This window comes from Paenibacillus sp. EKM301P (genome assembly GCF_011800295.1).
Classification (GTDB): Bacteria; Bacillota; Bacilli; order Paenibacillales; family Paenibacillaceae; genus Paenibacillus; species Paenibacillus polymyxa.
Map to the genome: position 1 here is coordinate 67,557 of NZ_JAALFM010000004.1, position 24,454 is coordinate 92,010.

The following is a 24,454-nucleotide window of genomic DNA, read 5'->3' on the forward strand; positions in this document are numbered from 1 at the left end:
GAAAAAGAGTCTTGTATGTTAAGATAGAAAGAGGAATGCGTAAAACGTAAGAACGTTACGAATGCATTGATGAACTTGCGAGGTGCGAAATGGATAAACTCATGCTTATAGATGGTAACAGTATCATATACCGGGCGTTTTTTGCTATGCCGCCGTTGACGAATTCAAGCGGACAGCAGACGAATGCGGTGTACGGATTTACGACAATGTTATTGCGGCTTTTGGAGGAGCACAAACCAACGCATATTTTGGTTGCGTTTGATGCTGGTAAAATTACGTTTCGCCATAAAGGGTACGAGGATTACAAAGGTGGACGGGAGAAAACGCCGCCGGAGCTGTCCCAGCAATTTCCGCTGCTGAAAGAGCTATTGACCGCCTTCGGCATTGCCCAATTTGAACTGGATGGCTATGAGGCAGACGATATTATAGGCACCCTGTCCAAAACAGCGGACGAAGCGGGTTTTAATGTGCTGGTTGTGACCGGCGACAAGGATATGCTTCAATTGGCTTCAGACCATGTCACAGTCGGCTTGACCCGCAAAGGGGTTACCGAGGTGGAAACGTATGGACCTGAGCAGATTCAGGAACGTTACGGCTTAAAGCCGCTGCAAATCATAGACCTTAAGGGCCTAATGGGCGATACGTCGGATAACATTCCTGGTATTCCGGGCGTGGGTGAGAAAACCGCGCTCAAGCTGCTGCATCAATATGGTTCAGTTGAAGAGGTGCTGGCGCATACGGATGAGCTGAAGGGTAAAATGAAAGAACGCGTGGAGACTCATGCTGACGATGCACGAATGAGCAAGGATTTGGCGACCATTTATCGGGATGTAACGTTGGACAAGCAACTGGAAGATGTGGTTTTCAGCGGGCTACAGGCAGAGACGGCTGGACCAGCTTTGGCGAAGCTGGAGTTCAAGTCCCTGCTGGAGCGTTTATCCTTTTCGGGCGAGGTCGGCAGTGCTGGAGTCGGCGTAGAGGAAGCCGTAGCAGACGTGACTGTGCTGGATGAACAGCGGATCAGCGAATTGGTAGAAGTGCTGAATAACGTAGATGTGCTGCATGTTGAGACGCATGGTGATAATCCGCATCATGCTGAGATTGTATGCTTGATATTTGCCGCAACAGGGCGTCAGTTTTTTATGACACTGGAAGTTCTACAAAGTGATGCAGCTACCCCTATTCGGGAGTGGCTTGCCGACCCTGAACGCAAAAAACGCGGTCATGATCTGCATCGTACGGACTTGGCTTTACACTGGCATGGAATTGAGTTTGCTGGAGCTGAGTTTGATGTGCAGCTGGCCGGATACTTGCTAGATCCGACAGACGCCAATCAGACATTGAGTGGGCTGGCAGCCAAGTATGGCTTGTCATCGATTCGTCCAGACGACGAAGTGTTTGGTAAAGGAGCTAAATATAAAGTTCCTGACGTAGATGTACTATCCGATCATGTGGCGCGTAAGGCAGCGGTGATCGAAGCGTTGGTACCTGTGCAGCAGGCGGAGCTGGAAAAAACGGAAATGCACAAGCTGTTCCATGAGCTTGAGATGCCGTTATCCCGCATTCTGGCGGATATGGAGAAGCAGGGTATTTTGGTGAATGTAGAGGAACTGCGCGCTTTGGGAAAAGAATTTGAAGCCCAGATTACAACGTTGGTGGGTGAGATCTACAGCATTGCAGGGGTAGAGTTCAATCTTAATTCGCCCAAGCAGTTGGGTGAGATTTTGTTTGATAAGCTGGGTCTGCCCGTTATTAAAAAGACAAAAACCGGGTACTCGACCGATGCAGAGGTGCTGGAAAAGCTTGCGCCATATCATGATATTGTGCAAAACATTTTGCAATATCGCACCATTGCCAAACTTCAATCGACGTATGTCGAAGGATTGCTTAAAGAAATTTCGGAGAAGACAGGTAAAGTGCACACGTATTTCCGGCAGACGGTTGCAGCAACCGGACGCTTGAGTAGTCAATTTCCGAATTTGCAAAACATTCCGATCCGTCTCGAAGAAGGACGCAAAATTCGCAAAGTATTTGTGCCATCGGAGCCGGGCTGGTCGATTTTGGCGGCAGACTATTCACAAATCGAGCTGCGGGTGCTGGCTGATATTTCGGATGATGAGCGTTTGAAAGAGGCTTTTGTCCACGATATGGATATCCATACCAAGACCGCATCCGATGTGTTCGGTGTACCGGCAGAGGCTGTAGACTCCGATATGCGCCGTTCTGCAAAGGCGGTCAACTTTGGGATTGTTTACGGGATTAGTGACTATGGTCTGTCGCAAAATTTGAATATTACGCGGAAGGAAGCGGCTCGCTTTATCGACCAGTATTTTGACGTGTTCCAGGGTGTTCGCCGTTACATGGATGATATTGTGAAGGATGCGAAGAGGGATGGATACGTAAAAACGTTGTTGGAACGCAGACGATATTTGCCAGAGATAAACGCCAGCAATTTCAACCAGCGTTCGTTCGCCGAGCGTACAGCGATGAATACGCCGATTCAAGGTACCGCAGCCGATATTATCAAGCTGGCGATGGTGCAGATGGACGCAGCGCTGCGTGAGCGCAATCTTCGCAGCCGTATGCTGTTACAAGTACATGATGAGCTTGTATTCGAGGTTCCGCCTGAGGAAATGGAAACGATGAAAGAGCTTGTTCCCGCTACCATGGAAGCTGCATTAAAGCTGGCTGTGCCGCTTAAAGCGGAAGTAAGCTATGGCAGCAATTGGTATGAGGCCAAGTAAGATATTTCAATGAGTAGATAGTCCCAATTTGACGTTGCTTCCGTTATAATATAGGGTGAGGTGAAGACATCATGCCGGAATTACCGGAAGTAGAAACCATTAAACGAACACTAAACGAGCTAATCGTCGATAAACATATAGATCATGTAACCGTAAATTTGCCGCGTATTATCCAACGTCCCGATGATATCCACGCATTTGCGATGGAATTGGCTGACCACCGGATTATTGGGGTGGAAAGACGCGGTAAGTTTCTGCGGATTTTGCTGGACGGGCTAGTGCTTGTCTCCCATCTTCGAATGGAAGGACGCTATGGATTGTATTCACAAGATGATCCTGTGGAAAAGCATACCCATGTCATCTTTCATTTTAAAGATGGTACAGAGCTGCGTTATCAGGATGTGCGCCAATTTGGTACAATGCACTTATTTCCGGCAGGACAGGATTTGCTGGAAAAGCCGCTGAATAAACTCGGTTTGGAACCGATGGACGAGGCTTTTACACCTGAAATGCTGCGTGCCGCTGTTGGAACTCGTTCGACTTCGATCAAGGCAGCGCTGTTAAACCAGTCATATGTGGTAGGCATCGGGAATATTTATGTAGATGAATCGTTATTTAAGGCAGGGATTCATCCGGCACAGCCAGCCAAAAGCCTAACGGATAGCCAATTTCGCGTACTGCATGAAGCTATTGTCTCCACGCTGGGCGCGTCGATTCAGGTTGGTGGCTCGTCTATCAAATCATTCGTTAACGGACAGGGCAAAACGGGTGATTTTCAGCATCAGTTGCAAATTTATGGACGTAATGCGAAGCCTTGTATTAACTGTGGTACATTGATCGAAAAATCCGTCGTAGCTGGACGTGGCACACATCATTGCCCGGTCTGCCAGCCTTTGCGCTAAACAGGCACAGTCACCCCAAGCCCACCCCTCTCATATATTGTTCCAAGTACCAATACTGCGAAGGGAGTCGGTTGCTGTAAGGCCCAGCCTTCGCAATGGGAGGGAATTGGAGTGGCTAATCATTGGGGAGCCCTGCTGTTACTGGCATTTGCGCTAAGTTTGGACAGTTTCGGAGTCGGTGTTACATATGGTCTGCGCAAAATGAAAATTCCATTGTTGTCGATTGCTATCATCTCCGTATGTTCAGGTTTGGTGATCGGCATATCCATGCAGCTCGGCGCATTACTATCCCGTGTCCTGTCTCCTGTATATACGACGGTTTTCGGTGCTGTCATTCTGATCTGTATCGGCTGTTACTCTTTGATTCAGGCTCTGCAACGCAAGGAAGATTTGACGGAAGAAACAGCGGAAGTCCCTCGGGATCTGCACCTTACGGAACAGGTTGATTCAGATTCAGGGCATATATCAGCTCTTGCGGAGAAAAAAAGTGCTGAGAATGCCAATACAGAGTCTCTAACCAGCTCAGGAAGAGATCTATCGACAGAGACTTCTTTGGAGCTACAGCAGGAGGAGCGAACGTTATTTTCGCTGGAGTTCCGCAAATGGGGGCTTGTTATTCGGATTCTTCGAAGCCCGTCTGCTGCGGATATGGACCGTTCCGGCAGTATATCTGCTACCGAAGCGGTTTGGTTAGGTATTGCATTATCGGTCGATGCGTTCGGAGCGGGCTTAGGTGCAGCCATGCTTGGTTTTCAGCCCCTGTCTACTGCGCTGGCTATTACGTTATTCAGTGGTGTATTTTTGATTGCTGGTATGAAGGCAGGGTTCTTCCTGTCAGCATTTCGATTTATGAAGGCGCTCGGCGTATTGCCGGCATTATTACTGATTATGATGGGTATATTGAAGCTGTTATGAGGTGAAGAGCATGAATATCGGATTAACCGGAGGGATCGCTACCGGAAAAAGCACCGTGTCGGCTCTTTTGGTCGCCAAGGGTGCGCTGCTGATCGACGCAGATGCCATTGCCCGGGAAGTTATGCTTCCGGGGCATCCTGTGCTGGCGGCGGTCATACAGCATTTTGGACAAGCTATAGTGAACAGTGACGGAACCCTGCACCGCAAAAGACTGGGAGAGATTGTATTCAGAGATCCTGTACAGCGACAGGCACTTAACGATATTACGCATCCTGCTATTCGTGAGGAAATGCGTCTGCGCATGGAAGCTTATGAACGGGAGCAGCCGGACAAGCTTGTTTTGGCAGATATCCCGTTAATGTATGAGTCTGGGCTGGAGAGCCTGTACGAGGAAATTATGGTTGTATATGTACCACGTGATGTTCAGCTCCGACGTCTGATGCTCAGAGACGGTCTGACAGAAGAGCAAGCCGAGCTTCGTTTGTCTGCACAAATGGATATCGAGCAGAAAAAAAGTTTAGCTGATATTGTTATTGATAATAGCGGAACACAGTCTGAGACGCAGATGCAAATTGATCAGTTTTGGCAGCGAAAGGGACTTGCATGAACATTTTACGTAAGAAAAGAGTCCTGCTCATTTTGTTTGTCGGATTTGTCCTGATTCTGTTCCTCAACTCGAATTGGATGTCCTGGTTTTACCCGATTCAATATAAGGATGAGATTCGGCAGTATTCACAGACCTATGAAGTGGACCCATTTTTGGTGGCGTCTATTATCCGTGTGGAAACAAATTTTAAAACCAGCAAGCAGTCACACAAGGGTGCGCTGGGGCTTATGCAGATTATGCCGAACACGGCCAATTGGATTATGGAGAGTGCTCAGATTCAAAAGGTCCCGCTGGACAGTGTCAAGCACGAGCCCGGCACCAATATTGAGCTGGGTACCTGGTATCTGCATAACCTGTCTATGAAGTTTCAGGATAATCCTGTGGTCATCGTAGCTGCTTACAATGCTGGTCCAGGTAAAGTTCAGGAATGGCTGGATCAGGGGGTGTGGGATGGCAAAGAAGAGTCCATTAAGCAAATCCCTTTTGGTGAGACACGGCATTATGTACAGCGAGTCATCTACTACTACAGGCAATATACAAAAATTTATGATGTGTTTTAAGTGACAGGTTAATGACAACATGAGCCTTTTCGCTTTAAAATGAAAAAAAGCGCAGGACAGGCTGTTTTTAGCAGCCTATCCCTACACTTTTTCGTATTACTTCTTCATTATTACCGAGATTATTGGTATTGTCCTGCCAATTGTTGTTCGGCGATCGTTACGAGGCGTTTTGTGATGTAGCCCCCGATCGAACCGTTCTCATAGGAAGTCATGTTACCTTGGTATCCATCTTGAGGAATGCTGATACCCAGCTCTTGAGCGATTTCATATTTCATTTGCTCCAGAGCACCGGAGGATCTGCTGACTACCAGGTTGTTGGAGTTGCCATTGTTTCCTTGTGCCATTGTTGTTCACCTCCTCGCGACGTGGTAAACATATTATGATCCGTTTCGACAAAATTATTACTAAAAAGCTTCGGGAATTTATTGGAAAAAGGAAGTGATGAGATTATGAAGTGCCCGTATTGCGCTTACAACGGCACGAAAGTGTTGGATTCGCGACCAGCGAATGATAATAAGTCCATCCGACGCCGCCGCGAATGCGAACAGTGTGCCAGGCGTTTTACCACCTTTGAAATGGTGGAAGAGACCCCACTGATGGTCATCAAAAAAGATGGCAGCCGTGAAGAGTTTAGCCGTGATAAAATGCTGCGCGGTCTCATTCGAGCCTGTGAGAAGCGTCCAGTATCAGTCGAGCAGCTCGATCTGATTGTATCTCAGGTGGAGAACGCCATTCGCAACACGGCAGCCACAGAGGTGGATAGCCAGCAGATTGGTGAGCTGGTCATGGAACAGCTCTATCCTGTGGATGAAGTGGCCTACGTACGCTTTGCGTCCGTCTATCGGCAGTTCAAAGACATCAATATGTTTATGAAGGAACTGAAAACACTGTTATCTAAAGATACAGACAGCGACTGATCGCTGACTGTATCTTTTTAGGGCCGTGGCGGGAAGATGTTAATATTTTTTTTATAAAAGTATTGACACAGGGTCGAATATTTTATATGATATAGAAGTCGCTTGAAACGTTAATTAACTTACATGAGACGGGGCCTTAGCTCAGCTGGGAGAGCGCATCGCTGGCAGCGATGAGGTCAGGGGTTCGATCCCCCTAGGCTCCACCATAATTTTATATGGACTCTTAGCTCAGTTGGTAGAGCAGTTGACTCTTAATCAATTGGTCCAGGGTTCGAGTCCCTGAGAGTCCATCCTTTAAAAAAAACGGCAGAAATGCCGTTTTTTTGCTGTTTATATATCTATTCCCGGTCTAATAGAGTATACAGCAGTTCCAAGCTTAACGCTGACTAACATAATCGGCGAGAATTTGTAGATAATCATCATTTACCAATTGTCTGGGGGCAAATACGGCGGTTAAGAAGGTTAGGGACTTGGAATGCGCGATTTGTTCATTCATCATGGAATGGTCAACTTCTGGCAAATGAATAACAGACAGCAGGTCTGGAGATATCTTTTGGCGATATACTCGCTCAGTGTCTTTTACATCTACGTTTATATCTTTCCCAGCCAGAACCAAGAGTACAGGAGATTTAAAGTAGCTTAATTCTTCCGTAGAATCAGAACGAAAATTTTTGCCTATAAAGCTCCATCTTTCTTTGGAAATGATATCGTTAGGACTGGCTATGCTTAGGTATTCTTCATAGGAAGCATGATTTTTCAGTAATTGTAGAACCTTATGGTCGTAGTCCAGTCTCTTTTTAATTTGCTGCGGGCTAGCTCCTGCTTGTTCCAACTCTTTTTTTGTGTTAAATTGCCCTTGTGTAATCCAATTCACAGCCGGCGATACAAGGATGCTGAATGCAATATCATGCTCCTCTTTAACGATTTTCGGAATGACCCAGCCTGCTTGACTGGCTCCCCAAAGGCCGATTTTGTGCTTATCAATCATCGGTAAGGTTTTGGCCCAGTCAACTGCATATCGAATCTCCTGTGCCCGGTCCTCCATACTTTGCTCCAGCCAATCGCCTGGAGCGCGGTTAATACCGGGCTTATTCAGGGATAAGGAAGCATACCCCTTAGAAGCAAACCTTTCCCACAGTGGTTTGTATCCATCATCATAGGTGTCATTGATTGGACCATCTCCATGGACAAAAACAACCAATCCAACCTTTCCCGAGTAGTTTTTAGGCAAAGCCAGTGTACCTGTTAATACTCCTTTGGGAGTTGCAATTTGTATTTTTTCTTCCGTCATCTTGTAGGAATTTTGATATAAAACAATCAATATCAAGGCAACAGCCAGACCTGCCGCAATACCAAGGGTAAGTTTATATGTTTTTTTCAATGCTGTTCTCTCCTCGAATGCAGTTTCGTTCTTTCCAGCTCATTAGATGCCATACAGGCTCCTTGAACCAAAAATGTCGCCAATAATTATATTGAGACTGCTCAATTTCAAATGCTAGATTGTGGTACAAGCGGATAGCCTGCCGGTTCTGATGTGCTACATGAAGTGTCAACGCATGGAAACCGGATTCAACCGTAAACTGCTGTGCGAAAGCTAGAAAACGTCGCCCGATCCCTTGATTGCGATGACTTGAGCGAATCGCCAAATGATCAATGTAACACTCATCTATGGCAGGTTTATAGTCCAGCGCATACATGCCTGTCAAAAATTTAAATACATTGAAGCAGCCAAACTGTATTATAAGCGAAGCCAAAGAAGTGAGATTTGTTTTAGGAAGTGAAGAGGAGGGAGCCTTCCATTTGAGCGAAAGGACACCAACAACATCTTCGTTCTCTTTAACCACAAATTGCTTCCCAGATGTAGAATCAGGATGTTGAACCCAAACCTGCATTAATAAACGCTGTATATCTTGATCCTCCAAAGTAACAAGAGCTTGAAATTTTGCCTTAAACGATTCCACTAAGAGCTTACATACGGCTTCATGGTCTTGCTCTTGATAAGCAACAATGTCATAGGATTGTGGACTCATGTAACGTCCTCCTGCACATCAGAAATTTTTACTTGAATCTCATATTGCAGCTCGTTGCTGTCGAATATGGATAGATAGGATTTTTCCACCACAATGACCTTGCTTAGGCATTCATATTGATGTTGGGTCGCATAATGCTCCAGTTGTTGGACTTGGTGTTCGATCTCAGCGTCTTCAGTGGCAGAGAAGTGCTTATAAAGATAGCCGCCTTCTTCCAGAATATAATCAGATGCTCCTGATGTCGTTTCATAATATAGTTTCACCTGTCCAGAATCAGATAGATAATGTAGATCATTTTCAAATAATTGTGGTGGTGCAGGCCGCTGCTCAAATAGATTCCTGGCCGTGAGTTCTTGATCACTCTCCAATGCAAACCAAAGCTTTAAATGTCGAGTATCCAAAAGCTTGATTCGATACTCATTGTTTTGCCGGGTAAGGTTATGATGTTCTTTTAGCACTTTATGAATAAACTGTTCGAGCAGCTTTAAGTTAGCGATTTCATCCTGTACCTTCTGTAACGAATGTTCTAAAAGCTGGTTGTAATCATCGGCCGTGTAGGAAGTCATGCATTCTTCAATTTGACCGACAGGGATATTTAATTTACGTAGCATTAAAATATGGGAAAGTTGATAAATTTCATGAAGTCCGTACATTCGATATTGATTTTCATCTGTGTATAACGGATAAAGGATACCCTTTTCTTCAAAATACCGCAGCTGATGTACAGATACATTCATGAGCTGAGCAAGCTGACTAATCGTAATGTGTTTTTTCAATGACAGGTCTCCTTCTTGATAATTGAATAACTTCACTATAAACCTTAGGTCAGACCTAAGGTCAATAGAAAATATCCGCAGAGTTTACCTCTCGTTCATAACCCGTTATAATCATAAGATTAGTGTGCATAAACCAAATGTTCAGGATGAAGGTTAGAATGGGGAAATTATGTTGAAGACATTTAAGAAGGTATACATTGAGATAACAAGCATTTGCAATCTTGCATGCAGTTTTTGCCCTCAGACACAACGTGTCAAAAAATTTATTGATCCGGAAGTCTTTCGGAATGTGCTTGATCAGGTCAAGCCGCATACGGATTACATTTATCTGCATGTCAAAGGAGAGCCTTTGTTCCATCCCAAAATTGATCTTTTGCTGGAGAGTGCGCATGAGAAAGGCTTAAAGGTCAACATTACCACCAATGGTACCTTGCTGCCGAAGACCGGACATAAGCTGCTTGGTCAGCCGGCATTACGGCAGATGAACTTTTCTCTTCATAGTTTTGACGGGCATGAAGGTTCTGTGGATCGAGAAGGTTATTTGGGTCATATTTTCACGTTTGTCAGAGAAGCTGTGAAGCACAATGTCATTATTTCATTCCGTCTCTGGAACCTGACTCAAGACAATTTGACTAATGTGCAGCGTCAGCGCAACCGCGAGACACTGGAGCAATTGGAGCAAGAGTTTGGGCTGGACTATCGGATTGAAGAAAAAGTAATGCCGGGCAGTGGGGTCAAAATCGCCCCCAATGTATATTTGAATCAAGACTACGAATTTGAATGGCCTAGCCTGAGTGCACCAGAAGATGACGGAAAAGGCTTTTGTCATGCGCTTCGCAGTCAAGCGGCGGTTTTGGTGGATGGAACAGTGGTCCCTTGCTGTCTTGATGGAGAAGGCGTCATTAATTTAGGAAATGTGCATGAGCAAACATTTTCCGAGATCGTGGAAGGTGAGCGTGCAAACCGTCTGTACTTTGGATTCTCCAAGAGAGAAGCAGTGGAAGAGTTGTGCCGAAAGTGTGGGTATCGCAAACGATTTGGAACCTAATCATATCGGTGGAAATCCAAGCGACAATTGAATGGTTCACAAAAAAAGATAGCCCTTTACAGGGCTTTTTCTTATATTTGGATGGGGGGTGAGCGGTAGTAATGAAGTTGAACGAACACATTTTATTGTGGAATCATGTGTTTATACAAGTGATGGATGTTCGCCATAAGAAAATGGATAAAGGGGAAGAATTGCGAAACTACAGACTTCCGGTCAGTGCGTTTTTATATACTGTACGCGGAAGTGCGCGGGTATGGTTAGATGACAGTGTTCATAGGGTGGATCGTTTTCATGTCCTGCATGGGGGAAAAGGAATGTGCCTGAGCGTCATGACGGAGGATGTGCTTGAATATTACATCATTCTGTACAAGGCAACTTTGGCCCTACCTGGTCGGAAGGAGATCGCACAATTGCTGGAAAAGGGAAATCCTTTTCAGAATCAGTATGCTTTCGCACCTCATTACCCGCTGCCCCTGTATGATAAAGTGAAGCTGTTGGAGCAAGAATGGCATAAGGGATCGGGACTTGGTAAACTGCACGTCAAAGCTTTATTTCATCATTTTGTCTTCGAATTGTTACATCAATTGGATCGACAAGGCATTCAGCCCCTTAAACCTGACTTGGTAGCGCAAGCTGTAACTTATATTTGTGAGCATTTTAGTCGGTCTATAACACTAGAGTCCATTGCGGAGGAGCTAGAGTGCAGTACCGGATATTTATCAAGGCTGTTCAAAAGTAAAATGCATACCAGTCCAATTCATTACTTGGGCCAGATACGGGCAAATCGAGCGGCAGAGCTGCTAATGCAGACGGATGCCACTTTGCAGGAGATCGCAGAGCGTGTGGGATATCCAGATGCTCATTCATTAAGTCGCAGCTTCAAGAAATATAAGGGACTATCTCCTGTACGATTCAAAAAAGAACGGCAGCAGCATATCCAGGCGCAAGATCAGGATATGCCCCAAACGAAGCTTAAATATGCCCTTCAGCGGACAGCTTTCACCCGTTATACTGATATTGATTATCAATATCGGTATCATGCGGAAGGGGATTTATTCATGCACGGAAGAGGCAAAATTACAGCAATGATGATCATGTTGTGCTTATCATTGATGCTGGGAGCCTGCTCAGCTCCGACGAATACAAATGGAAGCTCGCAAACGAAAGCCAATCATACAGCGACATCATCCAACAGCGATGGACAAGCGGCAGTACAAGCACAGACCAGAACGGTTAAGACACTAAAAGGCGATGTGGAAGTACCTGCTAACCCGAAACGAGTAGCATCGGATCAGTATATGGGTCATCTTTTAAAACTGGGGATTATACCTGTAGGGGTCAGAAGCTTTATGTTGAATGAGGCTTGGATTGATCAATCGGGATATCCCAAAGAGAAGTTAGCCGGAATCAAAGATCTCGGGGATTTTCCTATGGATTTGGAGGAACTGACCGTACTGCAACCGGATTTAATTATCGGCTCAATTGAAAAGAACATCGACAGCTACCAGAAAGTAGGAACGACTGTGTTCCTGCCGTATTGGGAGGGTGAATCTACAGCGGGACCACTGGATAAATTCCGCAGAATCAGTGAAATATTTGGTAAGCAGAAAGAAGCCGAGCAGTGGATTGCTGAATATGAGAAGAAAGTTGCAAAGGCTAGAATTAAAATTGACGGTATCATTAAAGATGGAGAGACGGTTTCGATCGTACAAGTCGCCAATAAATCAATCTATGTTTTAGCGGCGAAAGGCGGTAACTACGGAAGTCCAACCATATATCAAATGCTACAGCTGCCACCCACTAAGAAAGCAATGAATATGAAAGAAGGATTTGAAAATATTTCGCTTGAGGTTTTACCCGAGTATATGGGAGATCACATCTTTGTATATGGCTCAGAAGATGAAGGGGCCAATCAGATTCTACATAGCGAGCTATGGAAGGGTCTTCCGGCTGTAAAAAAAGGACAGGTGTACATGTACGGTTCATTCAGCGATAAAGGGGATGAGTTTGTGATGGAAGATCCCTATTCGCTGGAGCTTCAACTGGATACTATAGTTAATCTCTTATTAGCCCACAAAAGATAAGAATTAAGGTGATATAGTTCCATTTTAATATGGAGAAGTTTTTAGGATTTCAAGCTGTGATAGTCACATAGAGAAAATCCGCTTTACACAAAGATTTCTAAGTGTTTGGCGGATTTTGTCATGTCTATATTTCTTCTTCTCTATATGTTTTGGTGTATCTTTGAAATTCAGATTTTTGATTATCGTAATAATCAGCTCTCGTCCAAAAAATAATTTGAGAGAAAGAATCGATATGCTCCAAATAAGTGATTAAATATACAACTTTCACTTTATCGTTCTCTGTCCATACTTCGTATTGCAAGCCTTGATTCCCGTTAATATTGACCTTTATTGGTCCCGTCAATATTATCCCTTTTCCAGACCTTTTAAGTACTAATTGAGCTGAAAACTCAGCGTATTCTTTTAATGTGATCATTGAGGATTTCTCATAAGGTAGTTCAGATTTCCAATCCTTGATGACCACCATGTACGCATCGTTTTTCTCATACCAGGCTTGAATTAACGCATCTGGATTAAGAATTAAACCAGCCTTCCATACATAAGGGAGACGGATTCGTTGCTGGGCATCTTCGCTTTTAAAAGTTTTTAAAATAGTTGTTGAACGAAGATCAGGCTCCACTTGTGAGTCGCTTAATATTTTTAAGGAGCTGGCTATTGTCGCAAATTTGTGATGTTTTTCTATAGCTGAGCCTCCCCTTGAATAGATCAATACTTGAAGATAATGCTGTTTGCTCTCAAACATGGCACTGAAGTAATAGACCTGTTGGCCCTGGAAATTCCCACTATAATCGGCTGTTCTAGCGGTTGTGGAATCAATCTGGATTGGGGTAGTATCCACAGCCTTAAAGTTTTCTAGGCCCAGTGCGGAGATTTCTTCACGTTGCTGTACGAATTCGTCGAGCGTCATATTATTTGCAAAAGCTGACTTGGGGACACGGAAAACCAGACCTACGTTCTTTTTTTCTTTGTCACAAACACTAAGCACTGAATCCAGTTGTCCTTGTTTAAATTTACGCCAGCCAGCGGGAATGGTGAGAGCCACAAGATCCTTATCCGAGGTAACGGTATGAGCTGACGACTCTGTGACGTGTGGGACAGGTTGACTTTCTTTGTCCACAACGGCTGTATTATGAGTCGCATTGTCTACATTAGAATTCATTTGGACTGTAGTTACAGCATTTTTGGAATTGCAACTGGTAAGAATGAATAGTGCTATAAGTGCAATAATATAAAATCGAAAATAGGCAAAACTGAATTGCATGGAAATAACTCCCTTTGTTTCATATTTATAAAGGTAATTTTACCCTTTTATTAAATTATAAAAAAGAGGCGTTTGTCCTGTTTTACGTAGCTCAGTCGCTTATTGTGGTCGTTACGGTGACGTTGTTGACAGATGTTGAGGAAGCGCTGGTGTTGAAATTGATCACCTCAATAACTACGGTAGCGCCAACTAACAAGCCAGTATTTATGATTAGATTAGTAGGAGAAAGTGTCGTTAATCCGCCTCGCTGCAACGTTCCATTCACGAATACATTGTAGTAACCGTTACTGGTCGGAACCACCAGACTGTTTGCCGCAACTGAAGTCCCACTATCATTCGTAAAATTTTGTGCCGGGATGGTGGTCACTCCCCCTAGGATGTTGCCGAGCACAACAACGGCTGTGTACCGATTGACAATTGGAGTGACATTTATATTCGTGGTGATGGCAATGTTCCCAGATACAACACTGTCTGCTTCCAGATAGATTCGGATAATAGACATAGGAATTCCTCCATTCCTAATATTCCAGATGTATCTCATAGTTTATGTAAATATTCTAGCTATGGATTGGATGGGGAGGAGTCTCCAGATTATTTCATTTTGTTCAAGCTTCTTTGTGCCCGAGTTACTATTCGCTTCGTTTCCTTTGTATCTGAAGCCAACAGCCATGTATCACATACCTGAATTACCCATTCTGGGTTAGTTTTGCTGGCATCATTCAGCCAATTGCCCACCGAGTCTTGAACATATTTGACTGGGTCAGATTGAACCACTTCCAAAAGTGGAAGGGCTAACTCGGGATGTTCTTTTAGTTCAGGGATGTGTTTGGCCCAAACGCCTTGTGGCCGGGTTAATTCTATAGCAAAACGACGTATGTTAGCATCCTTGTTTCGCATCCAGCTGTTTAACAGCACAAGCGCCTCATCCAGTTGCAAGGATATAGGTTCTCTCATTGCCATCCAGGCAATTTCACGTACTCCGAAATGGGAATCTGCTGCAAATGGTCGAATACCAGCTAATTTTTCTTCTAGACTTAAACGGGAATCTACCCCGATGATGTAGGCAGCCCAGCAGCGAATGCTATCTGAAAGATGAGAGGCCATCGCGTCAAAGATACGAGTACGCTCTTCCAACGTTTGTTGTTCAAACACATGAAGCCATGCTTGTGCTATTGCGGGTATTATTTTCATGATCTTTTTTTCCTTCAGATGATCCAATTCAGTCAAGAAGACATTGAATGATCGCTGCAATCCAAACTCATCAAGAGCGTTCCGCAGAAGTAGAATATGATCTACAGCCAGCCATTCGGTAAGATTCACAGTCTCAAGTTGTCCCTGTTGTAGCAATTGAAGTACATCAGTAGGGATATCTGTTCTTTTGCGAGCCCCTTTGCGGTGTAGCATTTCATCACTCCATATCGTATATTTGCTGGTAGGTATACGATAATTCTTTTGTCAGGAGGAAAGATGTAATGTAGCTTACAACTTCACTAGCTTTTGGCGATGGATGTAAATTGTCTTAAAGCCGGTCTTAATGACCCTTTCTTTGACGAGCTCCTGTAGAGCGGTTGTTACAGCCTCACGGGTGGCTCCAACCAAATGTGCTATTTCCTGGTGAGAAAGCGGGAAATCAATTTTGTAATACTCATCATGCCTTTGAAGGGCAAATTGATCGCATAATTTTAAAAGAACATATAAAATTTTATCCTGTAAATTTCCCAAGGCTAAATGCTGGGCCAGACTGCTCATTCCTGAGATTCGGTCACTTAGCACCTTGATCATGTTCATCATAAACCGGGGATGTTGTATTAAAAAATGCTCAAAGCGGTCTTTGTCCATCCGGCAGATATCGCATTCTTCTATCGTTTCTATATACATATCCCTTGTCCCTAATGAAATCATATCCATTTCACCAAATACATTCCCCTCATTGAGGATATCCAAAGTAAATTGCTTCCCGTCAGCATTTAGCTTATATAGACGTACTTTTCCCTTCTTCACAAAATAAAGCCCTTCGGAAAAGGTATCTGGGGTTTGAATAAATGTATTTTTTGGTAGAGTCGTAATGGAGGTCATTTGATCCATTTCAATCAAATCTTCTCGTGAGAGACTATGCAGCAAATTGAATTGGGATAAGTATTGAATGCTATTCATATGTTCTCCTTTTCGTTACATCGAGTATAAAGAATCAACTACAATTATAGCTTCTATAAGGCATATTCACCTATACTCTCAATTGTTTGCATTAGAGTGAGCAAATAAACTGGGGAGTCAGGCGGATTTAAGTAAACGGAAGATTGGTATAAAATAGATGTACATGAATAGCAGATACATAAAGAGTGAGGGTATACGATGATCCAATTAAAAGATATCGGCAAATTTGACGTTCTTCCAAAAATCGCAATGCATATTGTAGAAGGCAATATATCGGCATTACGCCAAGCGCTGACCGAAGGCTGGGATATCGAACAAGAAATTAAACTCAGCAAATATTCGACGTTAAGTCCATTAGACCTTGCGCTTATTTGCGAGCGATTGGATGTGTTGAAGCTGTTGGTGGAGCAGGGAGCTCAGCTCAATGCGAAAGATCGCCCTGCATTTTTAACAGCTGTTCGCTACTGCTCAGAAGAGATTGTCCGCTATGTGGTTGCCCATGGTGCTAAGCTGGATGGGAAAAATCAGGTCAAAGCCGGTGCTTATGAGCAAGCCTATTATGGCAATAAAAAGAATATCTTGCTGATTCACGAACTTGGCCTCGATATAAAGCAGCACGGTGGGGCAACGCTGCGCAACGCAGTTAGTAACCATGATCTGAACACCGTGGCACTACTGTTGGAGCATGATGCGGATATTAATTACAATGCCCCTAATACGGTATATCCCTATAAAGCGACTCCTTTAACTGTGGCAGCACGAAATAATGATTTTGCGATGGTTAAGTACCTGGTAGAGTATGGAGCTGATGTGACACTGGCAGAAAAGGATGGAGATCGGGCATATACGATTGCTGTTAGCAATAAGAACGTGGAAATGGCCGAATATCTAAAGTCTGTGGAACCACCAGCGTTTCATAATCTGGAGAATAAACGACATACCTTAAAAAGCTACAAGCTTCCTGAGGATCTTGTAGCCTTTCTGATGGGAGATCAGCTCCGTGTGGATCTTCCAGAAAATGATTTAGGTATCCAATTTGTTGAGTTCTTCTCTTTCATAGATACGGTTGAGATGAAGGTGGGACGGCAAAAGCTGTTGCGATTGTCTCTAAACGTAGATAACTATTCGGATATCCTTTTGGTGTGGAATCCGAAGCACAAGTGTCTTGGTTATTATGACGAGGAGCATCAAGAATATGCGGATGTATGCAGCTTTGCTGAGTTTCTTGCGCAGCCGGAAGATTATCTAGAGAAGATGATTGAGGGTGAATATTTATCCTAATGAGGTGAGCCATGAATGCGGTATGCACGCAGTCATGGCTCTTGTTGAGTTAATCCAAGCTTGCAGCACTGACCCTCGCGTCCAGGCCATAAGAAAGTTTTATGATTTGCTGGCTGAAGAATCGAGAATTACAGCTACAGCAATCCAGACCGTAGGGAGCAAGGGATATGATGGGGCATATTAAAGTGTCAGAACGTTTTTGAACGTTTACTGCTGAATTCCTATGTAAGAAGAATGAATTTACATAAAAGTAGCTGAATTTTCTTTAAAATGTAAACGCAATCATGCTGATTGGAGCAGGAATTCACCATTTTGTAAAAAAATGAAGTTGGAATGAATTTTTTTGAATCTTTTTGGAGAAAAATGATTGTTTTTTGCTAGGTTTGTGGTACGATAAGAACAGTTGGGGGAATGAAGATGCTGACGGAAGAAAGATACAAGTTAATAATACAGCGCTTACAAGAGCGCGGTGTTGTAAAATTGCAGGAATTGGCTGATCTCTTGGGAGCTTCTGAGTCAACGATTCGGCGTGATTTGATAGATCTTGAAGGCCGTCAGTTGTTAAAGCGGATTCATGGCGGGGCAACCTTGCTGAATCAGAAAAGTCAGGAACCTGGCATGGAAGAAAAAACATTCAAAAACGTTCAACAAAAAAACGCAGTCGCTCGTATGGCAGCCAAAGAAATTTTGGATGGTGAATGTATCTATCTGGATGCGGGAACAACAACGATGGCGATGATTCCTTACATTGAAGCTAAAGACGTGACGGTCGTGACGAATGGTCTCTCCCACGTAGAAGCACTGGTAAGCAAACGAATTAGAAGCTATCTACTGGGAGGGATGATGAAAATTCATACCAAAGCCGTAATCGGGAGTATTGCCCTACAGAATTTGGACAATTTCCGATTCGACAAGTGCTTTCTGGGAACGAACGGGGTAGACGTGGAGATGGGGTATACCACTCCTGATCCTGAAGAGGCGCTGATCAAGCGGCGTGCCCACCAGCTGTCCGGCAAAACATATGTGTTGGCCGATTCCAGCAAAATTGGAGAAGTAACCTTCGCCAAACTGTTCGAACTCAAGGAAGCTATCCTTATTACTGAATCGGTGCCGGAACGTTCACGCCGATCCATCGCACAGAAAACTAAGATAATCGAGGGATAACGATGATATATACAGTAACGCTGAACCCTTCCATTGATTATATCGTGGAAGTTGACGATTTGAAGCTTGGTGATTTGAACCGGATGAAACGTGATTTAAAACTGCCAGGTGGCAAGGGAATTAATGTATCACGTGTACTAAACCAGTTGGGGGCAGACAGCACGGCGATTGGTTTTCTCGGAGGGTTCACAGGCAGGTTTATCGACGATACATTGCGGGAAGAATCCATTAAAACTGATTTTGTAATGATCGAAGATGACACACGGATCAATATTAAGCTCAAGCATGGTGATGAAACGGAAATTAACGGTTTGGGGCCTGCGATTCGTGAGCAAGAAGCCGATGCATTGGTGCAAAAGCTAGCGAGTCTCCAGAAAAATGACATTGTCGTCTTGTCGGGAAGCATCCCGCCATCCCTTGGAGGGGACTTCTACGAGCGACTGATTCGCGTATGTCAGCAAACCGGGGCTGAATTCGTTATCGACACCACAGGTGAGGCGCTGATGAAGGCCTTGGTTCATAAACCGCTGCTCATCAAGCCGAATCATCATGAGCTGGCTGAGTTGTTTGGCGTAACTATTCATTCTGAGGAGGAGATCGTCACTTACGGTCGTAAACTACTGGAAGCAGGTGCAAAAAATGTACTCATTTCCATGGCAGGAGAAGGGGCTTTGTTCATTACGGCAGATGAAGTGTATCACGCAAATGTACCGGCAGGAACGGTGAAAAATTCTGTAGGCGCAGGTGATTCTATGATTGCTGGATTCGTGGGTACGCTGGCTCTACATGGCGATCCGATCGAAGCCTTCCGTGCAGGAGTGGCATCCGGAAGCGCAACCGCGTTCTCCGATGATCTGGCTACGAGAGATAAAATTGAACAATTACGGCCGCAAGTCACGATTTCAAAACGGTAATCTGGCTACAGCATGAGCTTATTATGCGTGTGTCTACACGCTGATCGAACTTAGGAGAGTGTGAACAATGAGAATAACAGACCTGATGATTAAAGAAACGATGATCATGGACCTGCAGGCAACGACAAAGGACGGGGCGATTGAGGAACTCATCACCAGTCTCGAAGCAAGTGGACGTATTAATGACCGGGCCTTGTTCAAAGAAATGATATACAAACGCGAAGCTGAATCCAGCACTGGAATCGGCGGTGGTATTGCGATGCCGCATGCCAAGACGAAAGCCGTGAATGAAGCGACCGTCGTTTTTGCCAAAAGCAGTAAAGGCGTAGAATTCGAATCGCTGGACGGTGAACCCGCGAAGGTATTCTTTATGATTGCAGCTCCAGAGGGAGCAGCAAACACACATCTTCGCACACTGGCTGCCCTTTCTCGGTTGCTCATTGATACTGATTTCATCGACAAGCTGATGAATACACAAACACCGGATGAAGTAACAGAGCTATTTGATACTAAGCAGGCGGAAGAAGAAGCTGCCAAGAAAGCAAAAGAGGCCAAGAAAGAGGCAGCCAAAGCACAGCAAACGCCGGACGTTATCGTTGGCAACCCGGATTCTGACGAGTTTGTAGTTGCAGTGACCGCTTGTCCTACAGGCATTGCGCACACGTTTATGGCTGAAGACGCTCTCATTAAGAAAGCGAAAGAAATGGGTGTAAATATCCGGGTAGAAACGAACGGCTCGGAAGGCGCACAAAACGTACTGACAGCAGATGAAATCCGTCGTGCCAAAGGCGTCATTGTTGCAGCTGACAAGAAGGTTGAAATGGCCAGATTTGACGGTAAACCTGTATTGCAAAGACCGGTAAGTGACGGTATCCGTAAATCTGAAGAACTGATTCGCAAAGCGCTGAACGGCGAAGCGCCAATTTACCGTAGTGAAGGTAAAGGCAACGCTGAAGAGTCAAAAGCCGAGAAGACCAGCGTAGGCAGTAAAATTTACAAGGATTTAATGAACGGGATTTCTCATATGTTGCCATTCGTTGTCGGCGGGGGGATTTTGTTAGCGATTTCCTTCTTGATCGAACAAGTGGCTGGAGAAGATAATGTACTATTCCAATTGCTGCAAACGATTGGCGGAGGAACAGGTGCGTTTCACTTCCTGATTCCGATACTGGCCGGATTTATCGCAATGAGCATTGGAGACCGCCCGGCACTGATGCCAGGTATGGTCGGTGGTTTGATGGCTGTAAACTCCAATGCAGGATTCCTTGGCGGTCTGGCAGCTGGTTTCATGGCCGGTTATGTAGTTATTTTCCTGCGTAAAGCTTTTGCAGGTCTGCCGAAAGCTCTGGACGGTTTAAAACCAATCTTGTTATACCCTGTATTTGGACTCCTAATTTCAGGCGCGATTATGTTCTACCTGTTCGATCCAATTTTTGGTGGTATTAATACGTGGCTTGTCAATGTTCTGAACAATTTGGGAACTGGTAATGCGGTTATTTTGGGTCTGATTCTGGGCGGAATGATGTCGATCGACATGGGCGGACCTTTCAACAAAGCAGCATACGCATTTTCGATCGGTGTCTTTACTTCCAGCGGTAACACAAACGGGGCTATGATGGCAGCTGTTATGGCAGGCGGTATGGTGCCTCCACTGGCGATCGCACTAGCTTCGACGTTCTTTAAAAATAAATTTACCGAGCAAGAACGCAAGTCTGGCTTGACAAACTATGTACTCGGATTGTCCTTCATTACAGAAGGGGCCATCCCTTTCGCAGCTGCTGACCCTCTGCGAGTCCTGACCTCTTGTATTGTAGGCTCGGCGATCGCTGGCGGTCTGACGCAATTCTGGCAAATCAATCTTCCAGCTCCGCATGGCGGAATTTTTGTAGCAGCTCTTGCCAACCATGCGTTGCTATTCTTGCTTGCAGTGGCGATCGGCTCCGTGATTTCCGCGCTCATTCTGGGACTGTGGAAAAAACCAGTTGAAACGAAATAACGAGTATCACAAGAGTATAGAAATTAAAAGAGGAGCCGAACTCCTCTTGGTCTTATCATAGGAAAACCGCTAAACACTCGTATATCGAGGTGTTTAGCGGTTTTTTTATGGGCTCATAATATTTTCAGCTCCAACGGGTGTCATTCCCCACTGTTTTTTTAACCAGCTGCATAAACAGCCTTTGGGCCGAAGTCAGGTATTGTGGGTGCTGATTGTTTTGTAATAGTCCGATGGGGATATTGGGGTCTGTTAACTGGAGAGGGATGGTGACCAGGTCCTTCTGCAAAGGCATTGACGACAGAACCACCCCAACCGAAGAAATCGTATGTACGAATGAAGGTATATATGAGATTTGACTAACGGTATAAAAAAACGGCATCGCCGGGAAGCGCGAAAGCTCCTTCTCCAGTCGTATATGGTACAAGCAGTTCTTACCTCCGACGATAAGCGGATACTCATACAGATCTTCGAGCTGAAGCTCATTTCTTGCCGCGAAGGGATGACTACGGGACACGATAAAAGCAATTTGTTCTTGATACAGAGGTTCGAAATGTAGGGAAGGAATGGAGTGAGGTTCGCCGGAGATTGCAAAATCCAATGTACCGTCCAACAAAGCTTTGGAGAGTGCATCTGTGTTTCCCACTGTAAAATGGCATGTGATTTTCGGTTTATGCTCACGAAACTGTCGTAGAATCAAAGGCAGTGCAGTAGTAGCTACCGTTTCAAGCACACCGATATGGAGCGTGCCAATCTCTTCTTTTTTCAGCGATTTCGCCTGGTCCGTTACAAAATTCCAATGCCGTATAAGTCCGTCAACCTCTTCGGCATATATTTTTCCTGAGGAGGTTAATTCCGCATCCCAGCCTCTTTTAAAAAGCTGAAATCCCAGCTCTTTCTCTAGCCTTTGGATTTGGTTCGTGACTGTAGATTGTGCGTAGTTTAATTTGGCGGCAGCTTTCGAGAAGGTTCCTTCTTCAATAATAGTACGAAACGTAGTTAACTCTTTCAGATCCATACAAACTCATCTCCATCGATAAAATTGAATATGCTTATGATTATTTTCAATTATACAGATGAAGATAAGGAGAGTACAATCATCTTATCCCAACGGATAGGAGAGAATGAATATGCCTTTTGTACGAGTAGGTTATTTGGAGCAACAATACACAGAGCAAGAGCTGCCTGGCATTAGCCGCTGTATCATGAATGCTTTGATTGAACATTTTCAGGTCCCGCCCAAGGATTATTTTCAGGCTTTTCATGCTCATAAGCAGAGCGAGTTTTATTATAGTTCCGATTATTTGAATATATCCAGAACAGACAAGCTGCTTTATATCCAAATTACGATGGGATCGGGTAGAACTACGGAACAAAAAAAGAGTTTTTACCAAAGGTTAGCCGCACTCATATCTATTGAATGTAAGACTAGACCAGAGGATGTATTTGTGACACTGGTGGAGACTGAATTAGAGGATTGGTCCTTTGGCAACGGACTTGCCCAGATGATTTTATGAAGCATAAATTAATCAGATCGAGTGTTCGGGAAACGATAGGTGATTTTGCACCCGCTTTTGTAACCTATACGGAGGAGGTTCTTTTTGGAGATGTATGGAGAAGAAGTGAGCTATCTCTTAGGGAACGGAGTCTCATTACAGTTGCCGCTCTGGTAGCGGGGGAGCATGTGAATCAACTTCCTTATCATCTGAACCTGGCCAAGGAGAACGGGATTTCGGAGGAAGAATTGATTGAGGTCATTACACAGCTAGCCTTTTACGTAGGATGGCCGCGGGCAGCCTCAGCAGTTCAGGTTGCCAAAGACATATTTTGCAAAGAAAAAGAACGTTAAGCATCAACTTAAAAACTGCTGAGCACAGGGATTTCGAGTGTTTGGCGGTTTTTTGGCATGATTGTATTGTTATTCTGCTTTGAAAGCGGTATAGTAAGAGTAATTGAATGAGGGGCATAGTGTCCTTCGGGATTGTTACTGATAAGCAGGCGATACCCAAATAATGACTAATGGACTTAGTCGTTATTTGGTTTTTTTGTTATTCCAACTTTGTTATTACATCAATGAGGTGAGCAGATAGATGATCATCCGGCAAATATTTAACAACAATGTCATTCGGGCCGAAAATCAGGTAGGTCATGAGTTTGTTGTCATAGGGAACGGTCTGGGTTTTAAAAAGAAAAATGGACAAAGGGTCGATGAAGAAAAAATAGAAAAAACCTTTGTATTAAAATCCGATAAAATTCCGCGAAAATTAATTGATCTCATTGGTGAGACATCTGTAGAGTATTTGAAGGTGGCGGATGAAATTGTAGGCAGCGCCAAAAAAGAAATGGGAGATATTTTTAGTGATAATATCTATATTTCGTTGATTGACCATATTCAATTTGCCATCTCTCGATATAGAAAATCCGTGGGACTTAAAAATTCACTGTTATGGCAGATCAAAAAAATTTACAAAAAAGAATTTATGATAGGTATGAATGCATTGGACATTATTCATGCTCAATTTGGCATTCAAATGGATGAGCATGAAGCAAGCTTTATTGCCATGCATTTTGTTAATGCAAGACAAGACGGTCAGGGAATGAAACAAACGGTTGAGATTACAGAGGTCATTGATGACATTTTCAATATTGTAACCGATTACTATCAAATTACCCTGGATGAAACCTCATTTAATTATTCGCGATTTATTACACATTTGCAGTACTTTGCCCAACGCTTGCTGAGCAATGAACAAGAGCAATTAGCATCAGGGGATAACTTCTTGTATGACCAAGTCAAAGAGAAATACGAGAGGGCTTTTCAATGCACCCAATTAATTAATCAATACTTGGAATTAAAGCATGAAAGTGCGATGTCGATTGACGAGAAAGTGTATTTGACGATTCATATACAGCGTGTAACCTCCAGAAATGATTTGGCTGATGCTTAGAAAAAAAAGCTTGCAAACGATTTCGGAGTGTTTTATAGTAGGCTCACAACTTAAATTTAAGGATTGTTACTGATAAGCAGGCGATACCTAAATGAATGGCAGTGATCATTTTCTATGATCATGCAGGCCTTTCGTTTAGGTATTTTTTTGTTTTCA

At 44.1% G+C, this 24,454-nt stretch carries 25 protein-coding genes and 2 tRNA genes; 18 read left to right on the forward strand and 9 right to left on the reverse strand.

Annotation, left to right across the window (positions count from 1 at the left end; genetic code table 11):
- Positions 1-89 precede the first annotated feature (89 nt).
- From polA to HFD99_RS11685, 5 genes are all read left to right on the forward strand, one after another.
- Entirely contained in the window at positions 90-2,744 is a 2,655-nt protein-coding gene (gene polA / locus HFD99_RS11665) for a DNA polymerase I (protein ID WP_123797045.1), read from the forward strand.
- A 71-nt stretch (positions 2,745-2,815) separates the two neighbouring features.
- Complete coding sequence (gene mutM / locus HFD99_RS11670) at positions 2,816-3,646, forward strand: DNA-formamidopyrimidine glycosylase (RefSeq protein ID WP_016819638.1); 831 nt, start codon at positions 2,816-2,818, stop codon at positions 3,644-3,646.
- A gap of 111 nt (positions 3,647-3,757) precedes the next feature.
- A complete protein-coding gene (locus HFD99_RS11675; protein WP_016819639.1) occupies positions 3,758-4,561 on the forward strand; it encodes an MntP/YtaF family protein in 804 nt (267 codons plus the stop codon).
- 10 nt (positions 4,562-4,571) lie between these two features.
- Positions 4,572-5,168, forward strand: a complete 597-nt coding sequence (coaE, locus tag HFD99_RS11680; RefSeq protein ID WP_016819640.1) for a dephospho-CoA kinase — start codon at positions 4,572-4,574, stop codon at positions 5,166-5,168.
- Entirely contained in the window at positions 5,165-5,728 is a 564-nt protein-coding gene (locus HFD99_RS11685; RefSeq protein ID WP_019686848.1) for a lytic transglycosylase domain-containing protein, read from the forward strand. Before coaE ends, HFD99_RS11685 begins: the two co-directional genes overlap by 4 nt.
- 119 nt (positions 5,729-5,847) lie before the next feature.
- Here HFD99_RS11685 and HFD99_RS11690 read toward each other — a convergent pair whose 3' ends face one another.
- Complete coding sequence (locus tag HFD99_RS11690) at positions 5,848-6,072, reverse strand: alpha/beta-type small acid-soluble spore protein (RefSeq protein ID WP_013309613.1); 225 nt, start codon at positions 6,070-6,072, stop codon at positions 5,848-5,850.
- A gap of 105 nt (positions 6,073-6,177) precedes the next feature.
- Between HFD99_RS11690 and nrdR the strand changes: the two genes are divergently transcribed.
- The 3 genes from nrdR (at position 6,178) to HFD99_RS11705 (ending at position 6,935) form a co-directional block, all read left to right on the forward strand.
- On the forward strand, positions 6,178-6,645 hold the full coding sequence (gene nrdR / locus HFD99_RS11695; protein WP_013370366.1) for a transcriptional regulator NrdR: 468 nt from the start codon (positions 6,178-6,180) through the stop codon (positions 6,643-6,645).
- A 130-nt stretch (positions 6,646-6,775) separates the two neighbouring features.
- Positions 6,776-6,851: transfer RNA gene (locus tag HFD99_RS11700), tRNA-Ala, on the forward strand.
- An 11-nt stretch (positions 6,852-6,862) separates the two neighbouring features.
- Positions 6,863-6,935 (forward strand) — tRNA-Lys (locus HFD99_RS11705).
- Positions 6,936-7,021: 86 nt separating this feature from the next.
- Here the strand turns inward: HFD99_RS11705 and HFD99_RS11710 are convergent.
- The 3 genes from HFD99_RS11710 to HFD99_RS11720 are packed head-to-tail and all read right to left on the reverse strand — an operon-like array spanning position 7,022 to position 9,451.
- Positions 7,022-8,026: an alpha/beta hydrolase family protein gene (locus HFD99_RS11710; protein ID WP_016819642.1), complete on the reverse strand. Its 1,005-nt coding sequence runs from the start codon at positions 8,024-8,026 to the stop codon at positions 7,022-7,024.
- Entirely contained in the window at positions 8,010-8,675 is a 666-nt protein-coding gene (locus tag HFD99_RS11715) for a GNAT family N-acetyltransferase (protein WP_039276971.1), read from the reverse strand. Before HFD99_RS11715 ends, HFD99_RS11710 begins: the two co-directional genes overlap by 17 nt.
- Positions 8,672-9,451 (reverse strand): helix-turn-helix domain-containing protein, encoded by a 780-nt coding sequence (locus HFD99_RS11720; RefSeq protein ID WP_039276974.1) that lies wholly within the window; start codon positions 9,449-9,451, stop codon positions 8,672-8,674. Before HFD99_RS11720 ends, HFD99_RS11715 begins: the two co-directional genes overlap by 4 nt.
- Before the next feature lie 169 nt (positions 9,452-9,620).
- On the opposite strand from HFD99_RS11720, the gene HFD99_RS11725 reads away from it, so the two are divergent.
- Together HFD99_RS11725 and HFD99_RS11730 are read left to right on the forward strand one after the other, a co-directional pair.
- Entirely contained in the window at positions 9,621-10,499 is an 879-nt protein-coding gene (locus HFD99_RS11725) for a radical SAM/SPASM domain-containing protein (RefSeq protein WP_039276977.1), read from the forward strand.
- A gap of 101 nt (positions 10,500-10,600) precedes the next feature.
- On the forward strand, positions 10,601-12,583 hold the full coding sequence (locus HFD99_RS11730) for an AraC family transcriptional regulator (protein ID WP_039276979.1): 1,983 nt from the start codon (positions 10,601-10,603) through the stop codon (positions 12,581-12,583).
- 124 nt (positions 12,584-12,707) lie between these two features.
- On the opposite strand, the gene HFD99_RS11735 is transcribed toward HFD99_RS11730, so the two are convergent.
- The 4 genes from HFD99_RS11735 to HFD99_RS11750 all read right to left on the reverse strand — a co-directional run bounded on the left by HFD99_RS11735 (position 12,708) and on the right by HFD99_RS11750 (position 15,998).
- Complete coding sequence (locus HFD99_RS11735; protein WP_016819649.1) at positions 12,708-13,844, reverse strand: hypothetical protein; 1,137 nt, start codon at positions 13,842-13,844, stop codon at positions 12,708-12,710.
- 91 nt (positions 13,845-13,935) lie between these two features.
- The gene (locus HFD99_RS11740) at positions 13,936-14,346 is read right to left on the reverse strand and encodes a DUF4183 domain-containing protein (RefSeq protein WP_017425900.1); all 411 of its coding nucleotides are present in this window, start codon (positions 14,344-14,346) and stop codon (positions 13,936-13,938) included.
- Between the two features lie 89 nt (positions 14,347-14,435).
- Positions 14,436-15,248: a DNA alkylation repair protein gene (locus HFD99_RS11745; protein ID WP_016819651.1), complete on the reverse strand. Its 813-nt coding sequence runs from the start codon at positions 15,246-15,248 to the stop codon at positions 14,436-14,438.
- 75 nt (positions 15,249-15,323) lie between these two features.
- A complete protein-coding gene (locus tag HFD99_RS11750) occupies positions 15,324-15,998 on the reverse strand; it encodes a Crp/Fnr family transcriptional regulator (protein WP_039276986.1) in 675 nt (224 codons plus the stop codon).
- 198 nt (positions 15,999-16,196) lie between these two features.
- Between HFD99_RS11750 and HFD99_RS11755 the strand changes: the two genes are divergently transcribed.
- From HFD99_RS11755 to HFD99_RS11775, 5 genes are all read left to right on the forward strand, one after another.
- Positions 16,197-17,279 (forward strand): ankyrin repeat domain-containing protein, encoded by a 1,083-nt coding sequence (locus tag HFD99_RS11755; protein ID WP_039276988.1) that lies wholly within the window; start codon positions 16,197-16,199, stop codon positions 17,277-17,279.
- The gene (locus HFD99_RS11760) at positions 17,263-17,463 is read left to right on the forward strand and encodes a hypothetical protein (RefSeq protein WP_019686859.1); all 201 of its coding nucleotides are present in this window, start codon (positions 17,263-17,265) and stop codon (positions 17,461-17,463) included. Before HFD99_RS11755 ends, HFD99_RS11760 begins: the two co-directional genes overlap by 17 nt.
- Before the next feature lie 233 nt (positions 17,464-17,696).
- On the forward strand, positions 17,697-18,443 hold the full coding sequence (locus HFD99_RS11765; RefSeq protein ID WP_016819655.1) for a DeoR/GlpR family DNA-binding transcription regulator: 747 nt from the start codon (positions 17,697-17,699) through the stop codon (positions 18,441-18,443).
- A gap of 2 nt (positions 18,444-18,445) precedes the next feature.
- Positions 18,446-19,357 (forward strand): 1-phosphofructokinase, encoded by a 912-nt coding sequence (gene pfkB / locus HFD99_RS11770; RefSeq protein WP_039276989.1) that lies wholly within the window; start codon positions 18,446-18,448, stop codon positions 19,355-19,357.
- Between the two features lie 67 nt (positions 19,358-19,424).
- Positions 19,425-21,353, forward strand: coding sequence for a PTS fructose transporter subunit IIABC (locus tag HFD99_RS11775; protein WP_016819657.1), 1,929 nt, complete (start codon positions 19,425-19,427; stop codon positions 21,351-21,353).
- Between the two features lie 124 nt (positions 21,354-21,477).
- Here HFD99_RS11775 and HFD99_RS11780 read toward each other — a convergent pair whose 3' ends face one another.
- Positions 21,478-22,368 (reverse strand): LysR family transcriptional regulator, encoded by an 891-nt coding sequence (locus tag HFD99_RS11780; protein ID WP_039276990.1) that lies wholly within the window; start codon positions 22,366-22,368, stop codon positions 21,478-21,480.
- Positions 22,369-22,480: 112 nt separating this feature from the next.
- On the opposite strand from HFD99_RS11780, the gene HFD99_RS11785 reads away from it, so the two are divergent.
- From HFD99_RS11785 to licT, 3 genes are all read left to right on the forward strand, one after another.
- The gene (locus HFD99_RS11785; RefSeq protein ID WP_039276992.1) at positions 22,481-22,867 is read left to right on the forward strand and encodes a tautomerase family protein; all 387 of its coding nucleotides are present in this window, start codon (positions 22,481-22,483) and stop codon (positions 22,865-22,867) included.
- Positions 22,864-23,199 (forward strand): carboxymuconolactone decarboxylase family protein, encoded by a 336-nt coding sequence (locus tag HFD99_RS11790; protein ID WP_016819660.1) that lies wholly within the window; start codon positions 22,864-22,866, stop codon positions 23,197-23,199. The genes HFD99_RS11785 and HFD99_RS11790 overlap by 4 nt, the downstream gene beginning before the upstream one ends.
- 241 nt (positions 23,200-23,440) lie before the next feature.
- Positions 23,441-24,298 carry a BglG family transcription antiterminator LicT gene (gene licT, locus HFD99_RS11795; protein WP_167440909.1) on the forward strand — a complete coding sequence of 286 codons (858 nt, stop codon included), beginning with the start codon at positions 23,441-23,443 and terminating at the stop codon, positions 24,296-24,298.
- Positions 24,299-24,454 lie beyond the last annotated feature (156 nt).